This window comes from Nostoc sp. (genome assembly GCF_036917655.1).
In the GTDB taxonomy this organism is placed as follows: domain Bacteria; phylum Cyanobacteriota; class Cyanobacteriia; order Cyanobacteriales; family Nostocaceae; genus Nostoc.
In genome coordinates this window covers 57582-67461 of record NZ_JBALCY010000062.1, presented here as the reverse complement: position 1 = coordinate 67461, position 9880 = coordinate 57582, and the positions used below count along the sequence as shown (strand labels likewise).

At 43.3% G+C, this 9880-nt stretch carries 5 protein-coding genes; 3 read left to right on the top strand and 2 right to left on the bottom strand.

What is annotated here, in order from left to right; all coding sequences use genetic code 11:
- A partial coding sequence (locus tag V7K30_RS21260) for a DUF790 family protein (protein WP_335002622.1) occupies window positions 1-789 on the bottom strand: 789 nt, incomplete at its 3' end.
- On the bottom strand, window positions 719-2308 hold the full coding sequence (locus V7K30_RS21255; protein ID WP_335002620.1) for a DEAD/DEAH box helicase family protein: 1590 nt from the start codon (window positions 2306-2308) through the stop codon (window positions 719-721). The genes V7K30_RS21260 and V7K30_RS21255, both read right to left, overlap by 71 nt.
- Before the next feature lie 153 nt (window positions 2309-2461).
- Between V7K30_RS21255 and V7K30_RS21250 the strand changes: the two genes are divergently transcribed.
- From V7K30_RS21250 to V7K30_RS21240, 3 genes are all read left to right on the top strand, one after another.
- Window positions 2462-3763 carry an adenylate/guanylate cyclase domain-containing protein gene (locus V7K30_RS21250; RefSeq protein ID WP_335002618.1) on the top strand — a complete coding sequence of 434 codons (1302 nt, stop codon included), beginning with the start codon at window positions 2462-2464 and terminating at the stop codon, window positions 3761-3763.
- Between the two features lie 166 nt (window positions 3764-3929).
- Window positions 3930-7217: a PAS domain S-box protein gene (locus V7K30_RS21245; protein ID WP_335002616.1), complete on the top strand. Its 3288-nt coding sequence runs from the start codon at window positions 3930-3932 to the stop codon at window positions 7215-7217.
- A 596-nt stretch (window positions 7218-7813) separates the two neighbouring features.
- Window positions 7814-9658, top strand: a complete 1845-nt coding sequence (locus tag V7K30_RS21240; protein ID WP_335002614.1) for a tetratricopeptide repeat protein — start codon at window positions 7814-7816, stop codon at window positions 9656-9658.
- The last annotated feature ends 222 nt before the right edge of the window (window positions 9659-9880 follow it).

Genomic DNA, 9880 nt, shown 5'->3' with positions numbered 1-9880 from the left:
CCAAGTATTTGTATAAGCATCACGGCTTTGGAGAATCGAAGAAAGACTCCATCTAGTAACGTGAAGTAAAGCAGGAATAAGTTTTGCGATCGCTAACCCATACCGCGTACTAGGATTAAACAAACTCGTCGGCCCATCAATGGTAATTGTAAACCCGTGGTCAGCATCACCCTCAATATAAGCCATCAATTGAAACAACTTCAGATAGCGAAATAACAGCTTATATTCACCCGGAACATTCCGATGAGCATTTAACACCAGTTGACTGGCTTTATAAAATACACCCTGCACCTGAGATAAGTTATATCGATTTAATAAATCTGGCGCTGTTGGTGCATCAAAAACAGTCAAAATCTTATTTTCAGATAAATCAGCATATAGTCCATTCCGAACCTGTTCTAATAAAACTTCCCGTTCAAGTTCTTGAGTTAACTCATCAGCAACTTTACCAAGAGTAACTTGTGTTGATTCCCGACTAGAAACAGACTTTGAAGCCAGCGAAAACACCCGTTCTCTTAACATCTGTGGTTCCAGAGGGCTAACCACCTCAAAAGTGCAAAAACTGCTTTTGACAATATAAGCTAATCCCCGCTTCACCCGATAATCTGTAGAATCTCCTTCAAAATCAGTCAGTTGTCGCTCAAGTACACCCTGAGTCTTCCCCACTGCTGATTCAAAATAATTAATTAACTCAATCGCTAACTCCGAAGTTTTCTGATCAATCTTCAGTCTCTTCGGGATGATCTCCTCCCCGTTTTGGCGATGCATCAGTAAATCTGTCGGTAACATCTGCTGAATTTTGGATTTTAGATTTTGGATTTTGGATTGAATAATTAATTTCTAACTGTTCCGCAGCCTTCAAACTCCGTTCCTTTCCACTCCCATACACAACCTGTAACTTCCCTTTCCTCTCTTTTTCTCCCCCTGCTCCCCCTGCTTTCCTCTCCCCTCTTCGCCTAGCCGAAGTCCCCTCCTCACTCGTATCTTCCGCTACCACCTCATATAAAATCGCCTGTTTATTCTCAATATTCCCCTTCCGTAAAATCCTCCCCAACCGCTGAGTATACTCTCTAGCCGAACCTGTTCCCGATAAAATAATCGCTACAGAAGCCGCAGGCACATCAACACCTTCATTCAACACATGAGAAGCAACCAAAGTATTATATTTACCCTCTCGAAACTTTGTTAATATTTCATGCCGTTCCTTCACAGGAGTTTGATGAGTAATTGCCGGAATTAGCAACTCTTGAGAAATGCGGTAAACCGTCGCATTATCAGCAGTAAAAATCAAAATTCTTGCGGGATAATGTTCTGCCAATAAATTAACCAAAATTCGCAACTTCCCATCAGTACCCAAAGCGATATCTTTCGCTTCCCGGTGCGCTAACATCGCTCTCCGTCCAGATTGCGATCGCGCACTCATTTGCACGAACATTTGCCAACCTTGAAGACTCCCCAAAGAAATCTTAGATTGCTTCAAAAAATCGTTGCGGGTTTGAATTAGTTGATTGTATCTTTCCCGCTCAAGTTGCGATAACTTTACCTTAATTTGGACAATTTCATGTTCTGCTAACGCCTTCCCCGCCAAATCCTCAGCGCGTTTGCGATATACTTCTTGACCAATGAGGATATTTAAGTCAGCGTGTTTACCATCAGTGCGTTCCGGTGTCGCAGAGAGTCCCAGCCGATAAGGTGCGATCGCATATTCAGCAATCACCCGATTAAAATCTGTCGGTAAATGATGACATTCATCAAAAACAAGCAATGCATATTGATTTCCCAACGTTTCGGCGTGAATTGCTGCACTATCATAAGTTGCAACTAAAATTGCTGTTCTATCCCGCGAACCACCTCCCAGCAATCCCACCTCAGCATCGGGGAAAGCCGCTACCAAGTGGGCATACCATTGATGCATTAAATCCAAAGTTGGCACCACAATCAGCGTCGTGCGCGGCGTTGACTGCATCGCCATTTGCGCCAAATAAGTCTTTCCCGCCGCAGTGGGAAGCACAACGACCCCTTGTCTACCCGCCAGTTTCCAAGCTGCTAGCGCCTCAGTCTGGTGCGCATAGGGTTCCATTTCCAGACTAGGAACCAAATCTACAGGATAAAATTGCTTCGCCTCATCGATAAAATAAACATCTTCCGCTTGTAGTGCTTCCACTAGCGATCGGTATCTAATTGCCGGAATGCGGAATTTTTCAACTCGATCATCCCACGTAGCATAATCCATCCAACCTTTACCGCGTGGTGGTGGATGCAAAATTAATGTGCCACGATCAAAATTTAATGTGGGGGTGCGAACCATTTAGAGCCTTATCCCGACTTTTTAGCATTTAATTGGGTATTGGTTTAGAAAACAGGTGACAGGTGATAGGGAATAATCTGTACCCCACTCCCCACTCCCCACTCCCCACTCCCCACTCCCTACTCCCTTAATTACTAATAACGCAAAAAGTGCATGATTCATCCAAATAACTCAGATAAAACCCAACTAGATGCGCTCATTAGTCACGGAATGTCCTATGGGCAAATCAACAATAATCTTGCCGAATCCTACAAAGAACAGCGACAGAGCTTTCAGCTGAAACGGCTGCAATTGCAAGCGCAGATTATTCTAGTAGCTGGCTTGACTTTGATCGCTTTTTTTCTTTGGGCAAATTCAGAATTAGCAGGCAAGATATACGCTTTTAAAATCGGGATTGTAGTAGAACTCTTCATACTCATTTGTTGGGGTTTATGTAAAACCTCTATAGGTCGTCGTTACCCAAACTTAATTTTTTTGATTTTATGCTGGTCTGTAACTTGTGCTGTCCAAATTGATATAGCTTTGTTGTTTAATAGTCTGGAACCTAGAAGTAATATTTGGACTCTGATGTTTCTCACTCAGGCTACAATCGTTCCAGTGCAATGGTGGATACATTTAATTTCGCAAATTGGCACAATTCTTTGCTATTTAATTTTATATATTTTATATAATCCTATATTAAAAAATCCATTCGCTTTTTACATGGAGCAGGGTTTATACTTATTTTGGACTTGCCTAATTTGTGTCTTCTCTGTCTATTTATACGAACGCTTGCGAAAAAAAGAATTTTACGCCCGGAAGGCAATGGAACTAGCGCAGCAAAAATCAGAAATGCTGCTACTAAATATTCTACCAGAGATGATTGTAGAACAATTAAAACAACAGTATACAACTATTGCCAATAGCTTTCTAGAAGTTACGGTGCTATTTGCCGATATTGTTGGCTTTACAGAGCTTTCAACTCGGACATCTCCTGCGGAATTAGTCGAGTTATTAAATACAATATTCTGTTTGTTCGACCAATTGGCAGAACGTCATGGAGTAGAGAAAATCAAGACGATTGGCGATGCATATATGGCTGTTGCGGGGTTGCCAAATAAGTCTAATAACCATGCTCCAGTAATAGCTAATATGGCTTTGGATATGCAAAAGGCTATAGCTACGTTTAACGAAGAAAATAACCAATCTTTTAGCATCCGTATTGGCATTAGTACAGGGCCAGTTGTGGCAGGGGTGATTGGGCTGAAAAAGTTTGCCTACGACCTTTGGGGAGATACAGTTAATACAGCTAGTAGAATGGAATCACATGGTATAGCAGGTAGTATCCAGGTTTGTGAAGCAACTTATCAGCTTTTAAAGGATAAATACTTATTGGAGAAACGAGGTTTAATTGTGGTTAAGGGTAAAGGTGAAATGATGACTTATATACTAAAGGAAATTAATTTAAAAACTTAATAAATCTCTACTATTGGACAGAGGCTTAAAAAATATATATATAATTAGAGCGATAATTATCAGGTTATTGAACCTTTGCTAAAACTAAGCTTTACTACTTTAGATAGATCCGTAGCAACTAACTGCTAAGGTATGGATTTTTCCGATGCATAATAGGTGTTGAGCGATGTCTACGACGGGCAACGCCTACGCATATCTAGCTGATTTTGGGAATAATCTTTTAGCTAGCTGGATCAAAGGAGAAGCCACATTGAAAGGAACACGTTTCCTTCTAACGCACTATGCTGTGACATTATTGGCTGTTGGTAGCGCATTGCTACTAACACTACTGCTACAGCCACTAGTGGAACCAACTATTTTCCTGCTGTTTTTTGCTGCCGTGGCGCTTAGTGCCTGGTATGGCGGTATGGAACCAGGGTTACTGGCTACCGCTTTGTCTACTTTAGCCGTCAGTTACTTTTTTTTAGAGCCAGTTTTTTCGCTTTTCGTTGCGAGTTTAGACAGCATAGTGCGGTTAGGCTTGTTTGTGCTGGTGACAATACTTATTAGCTTGCTCAACTCAGAGTTACGCACTGCCAAACAACATCTTCAAATGAGTTTGCAGAAGCTACAGGTGAGCGAAGCAAGGTTTAAAAGGTTGGTAGATTCCAACATGATTGGGGTAATTGTAGTCAATATGGATGGAGCGATGCCTACGGCGGGCTACGCCTACGCAGAGGCTAATGATGCTTTTTTACGAATAGTAGGTTATTCGCAGGAGGATTTGCTAGCAGGGCGAGTCCGATGGCGCGACATAGTAGCACCAGAATATATTGAAGCCAACAACAGTGCGATACCTTCTCTACGAGACGCTGCGCGAACGGTGAGCTTCTCTACGAGACGCTTCGCGAACGCTAACGCAGAACTCACAACCAAAGGTGTGTGTCAGCCCTTTGAGAACGAATATATTCGCAAAGATCATAGTCGTGTTCCCATCCTATTAGGTTCTGCTTTGTTAGAAAATAATCCAGATGATATTATCTCTGTTGTACTTGATTTAAGCGAACGCAAACAAGTAGAGCTTGCCCTTTGCAAAAGCGAAGAACGCTACCGCGCTTTTTTAGAACATAGTTCAGAAGGTATTTGGTGCATCGAACTGGAAGTACCAATCTCGCCAGATTGTCCAGAAGATGGACAAATTCAACATTTTTACCAATATGTTTACCTGGGGGAATGCAACAATGTTATGGCGCAGATGTATGGCTTTTCTCGTCCCGAAGAAATGATCAGCGCCAGACTAGGAGACTTTCTCGTTCCCTCCGATCCAGATAATATTGCATACCTGCGTAGTTTTATCCGTTCTAACTACCGATTAATCGATGCAGAGTCCCACAAAAGAGATCAGCAAGGTAATTCCAAATATTTTTTGAATAATCTGGTGGGAATTGTCGAAAATGGGCTTTTAGTCAGAGCGTGGGGAACTCAACGCGACATCACAGAACGTAAGCAAGCAGAAAAAGCACTCCGCCAACGAGAAGATGAACTGCGCCTGATTACAAATGCTGTGCCCGTCCAGATTTCGTATGTTGATGGGGAGCAGCGTTATCGCTTTAATAACAAAGGATATGAAGACTGGTTTGGATTTCCGGCTTCCGAAATTTATGGTAAACACATTAGAGAAATTTTGGGAGAGTCGGTTTATCAGTCAATTCTTCCTTATGTAGAAACGGTACTTTCAGGAGAGCAGGTAACTTATGAAACCCAATTACCCGATAAAGATGGCATAAACCATTACCTGAATGTCACTTACGTTCCCCAATTCAGTCAGCAAGGGAAAGTTGAAGGATTTGTTGCTCTAATCACAGATATTACACTTCACAAGTTAGCAGAAGCAGCTCTTAAACAGAGCGAGAAACGGTTAAAGACACTCACAGAAAAAGTCCGCATGATTCCTTGGGAAGTAAATGCCACTACCGGAAATTTTACCTATGTAGGGCCGCAAACCGTTGAGATTCTTGGCTATCCATTATCAGACTGGTATACCGATAATTTCTGGTCAAAACACATGCATCCAGAAGATCGGGAGTGGGCGATCCAGCATAGCCAAGAATCTTCCCGATCGCTGAATAATTACGAATTTGAATACAGGGTGTTGGCAGCTGATGGCAGAGTCGTATGGTTGTATGACATTGTGAATGTCGTGCGGGATGAGAATGGGCCGCAGCTACTACATGGATTTATGATTGACATTAGCGATCGCAAGCAAGCAGAGCAAGAACGCGAACAATTGCTTGAGCGCGAACAAGCAGCACGCGCCGATGCAGAAACTGCAAACCGCATGAAGGATGAGTTTCTCGCCACACTTTCCCACGAACTCCGCACACCCCTAAACGCCATATTGGGCTGGACGCAGCTACTTAGGAGTCGTAAGTTTGATGAGACTACTACTGCCAGGGCGCAAGAGACAATTGAGCGTAACACCAAATCCCTGACGCAACTGATCGAAGATATCCTAGATGTCTCGCGGATTATTAGAGGCACACTCCATCTAAATATTCATCGAGTAAAACTTGTACCACTTGTAGAGGCAGCAATCGATACTGTGTACCCAGCAGCCCAGGCCAAAGAGATTAGCATCAACTGTAGATGCGACCCGGAAGTAGGGGTAGTTGTGGGTGATGCCAACCGCTTGCAACAGGTTGTGTGGAATTTGCTCGCCAACGCCGTCAAGTTTACACCCAAGGGGGGAAGAGTTGATGTGCAATTGGAGCGCATTGAATCCTATGTGCAAATTCGGGTGAGTGATACGGGAGGGGGAATTGCTGCCGAATTCCTGTCCCATGTATTTGAACGCTTTCGTCAAGCTGACAGTTCCAGCACGCGATCGCATGGTGGACTAGGATTAGGGTTAGCGATCGTCCGCCACTTGGTAGAATTACACGGTGGCACAGTCTCTGCCGAAAGTCCAGGAATTGGACAGGGGGCGACATTCATTGTGAATCTGCCAATGAAAGCCGTTTATGTAGAGGCTAATACGGCAGAGCAGCTTTCATCTCCCGTGGATGCCCAAGAGGTTAATAATTACCTGCCGAAGCTAGATGACTTGCGGGTGCTGATCGTCGATGATGAGGCAGACGCGCGTCACTTGCTCACCACAATTCTGAGACAGTATGGCACCCAAGTCATAGCAGCTGCGTCTGCTTGTGAAGCACTGCTTGCCCTGCAAGAATTTAAACCCCATATACTAGTGAGCGATATTGGTATGCCACAAGAAGATGGGTACACCCTAATTCGTCAAGTGAGGGCCCTGCCAACAGACCAAGGAGGAGGGATTCCAGCAGTGGCGCTGACAGCTTATGCTAGGGCAGAAGATCGCACGCAAGCACTATTGGCAGGCTTTCAACTCCATGTCCCCAAGCCAGTTAATCCGGGTGAGTTAGCAGCTGTAATTGCCAATCTCATGGGACGGACTTGAAGAGGATGGGAGCAGGGGAAAATAATTTGTAGCTGTAATTATTAGAGAACTAGCCTCAGCCTGCTAGAAAAAATCTTTCTTAGTATTGTAAAAATTGGTAGAATTGGCCACCTCTTTTTTACAAATCTACTCTTAGAAAGAATGCTGATTACGTTTGTGTATATTATTTTTTTATAGAAGAAAAATGATGATAAAGTAAGACACTTAAAAAATTCAGTAACTCTAAAACTTGGCTGAAAAAATAAAGGTTTCAGCCAATGTTTTTGAGGCTGGAGATCGCGAGTAGTCACGCTCATAAGAAAGTCCATCCAGAACCGAGGTAAATGAGCGGCAAATCATCAGCTGATTTCGGTGGATTGCATTTCCCAGTTCAAATGAAGGGCTGATAAAGCTGTTGCGTATTTAATTTGTATATGCGACGCGGGCAAGATGCCCGCACTACAATAATTTTACGTTTTCGTGTTATACAATTTAGCTGCACATCAGCTTAAAGCTTCTGGAAAACTTTTGAACTACTGAAATTCCAAATTTTCCCCACTCCTTCATCTCTGTCAAGACTAGAATTAGAATTGATGTGACGTTCTCTAATAGCCAAAGTGTCAGAATCTCTGCCATTGCGCGATCGCTATCTTGCCTTAATCGATGAAATTGTCGAAACCACCCTCAAGGGCAAAATTAGCTCTGTTGAGATGGTGTATCAAATGCTGCTTAAAGGGATCACTTCCGGTACAGGGGAAGTCTTTGAGCTAGCTTTGAGCGATCGCCTGAATGCCCTCCAAAGCCAAGTAGATAGTGAAAAAGACGAACTCAAGAAAGGCAAGGCGACTCGGAGTTTGAGAGCCATTAAGACCATTCAAAGTCAATGGCAACGCTGGCAAGAGCAAAACAAAGCTACAGAAGCGATCGCCTTTGCAGTTACAGAAATTACCACAGCCCCTGCTGACGAGCGGCTGGCGACATTTTTACGGGTTACTGACCCCAATCAGAAGTATCCCCTAAATTTGCAACAGCTACAGCAATTGTCAAAAGCATTACAGCAATTTGCCCAGGCAGATGCTGATTTAGAACAATTTTCCGAAGGTATTACCCGTGGTTTAGCTTCTTGGCAGCGATTGCAAGACAACTTGCTCAGTTGGATGTACGAGCAAAAAGAAGCTTTAGGATTTGGTGGCGTACCCGGAGAACGTGGCCCTTGGGCAAGTTGGGCTAAACAACTCAATAGTGAGTTACCCAAAGTACTGCTTCGCACTTTGGCTATGGAAGAATCTGCAATTGAGTTTGCCCAGCGACAACGGGGAATCACCCTTAGAGATTGGGTGGAAATGGCATTGATTTTACAGTACTTGCAACGGGGACTAATTAACTGGTTTGACCAACAAGCTTACGATGTTAAAGCCGGGCCAAAGTTGTCCATTTCGACTTTCTTGACTTTTGCAGTGATTTGGAGTCAATTAGCAAGTGGTTTTGGCAGCATTGGGACAGTGTATGGCGATGCCTGTTCTCAAATCATGCTCCAGATTTTGCGAACCTTTGCCCAGCGTCCGTATTTTCCCTTTTACGGTGGGATTTTTGCCTCTTTTACTGGCACTTATTTGCGAGATGCCCTCGATTATTTGGATGAACCATTGCGAAGAGGTGAGGGAACTCAAGAAAAGGCGCGGATTTTGACACTCTTAGGTTATTCTCAGCGTGCTTTGGGACAATATCAGCGCTCACTTGATTTTCATCAGCAGGCGCTAGAGATAGCCAGGAATGCAGGCGATCGCCCCTGTGAGATTGCCAATCTCAACCACCTCAGCCGTACCTATGTGCAGCAGCAAAATTATGCTGAGGCAATTAACTATAGTCAACGGGCATTAATTCTAAGTCGGCAAGCCGGCGATCGCACAGGAGAGGCAAACGCGCTGGTAAATTTAGGTTACAGCGAAGTTATGCAGGCTCAGGAACTGGAAAATCTAGAACCCGAAACTTATGAAGCCGCAATTAACTATTTGGAACAAGGTTTAAAATTATCAGAAAAATTAGGTGATATTCAAAGTAAAGCTTTATGTGTCAGTAGCTTAGGAATTGCCTATTTAGTAATTGGACAACACCAAACGGCAATTAAATATCTTGAAGATGGCTTTAAAACAGCGCAAGTTTCTGGTGATTTGTATCTCCAAGGGCGGAACTTAGCTTATTTAGCAGAAGCTTATTACCATCTCCAAAATTCCGAAAAAACCGTTTACACAGGCTGCTTGGGAATGTATCTTTTGGAGCAGATAGCTTCTAGCGAGTGGCGTCAACCGGCAGGGTTACTGACAATTTTACGAGGACAAATAGGGCCAGAAGCTTTCCAAAAGTTCTTACAGCAACATCGCCCTAAAATCATTGCGGTTATCGGTGTAGATGGGTATGATCACATTCCGCAATTGTTAAAAGAATATAAGGGAGATATGTAAACAAGTAATTTGATCATTAGGATAGCGAAATTAAACTGAATATGAACCTTTGGGGCGAGAAGTATGAACTGCGATCGCTCAACTTAGCTCATATTCTAATTATTCAAACCCTGCTCCAGCATCAAGCAAGGATATTTCAGGCAAATCCAGCCTATTAAAATTCCGGCGTCAGAGGGCTGTTTGTTTATTTTAACTAATTCAAAAATCCTCTTAGAGCTTGAC

Coding starts and splice junctions, on each gene's coding strand:
- V7K30_RS21245 (WP_335002616.1), top strand. CDS start 3,930: ATGTCTACGACGGGCAACGCCTACGCATATCTAGCTGATTTTGGGAAT.
- V7K30_RS21250 (WP_335002618.1), top strand. CDS start 2,462: ATGATTCATCCAAATAACTCAGATAAAACCCAACTAGATGCGCTCATT.
- V7K30_RS21255 (WP_335002620.1), bottom strand. CDS start 2,308: ATGGTTCGCACCCCCACATTAAATTTTGATCGTGGCACATTAATTTTG.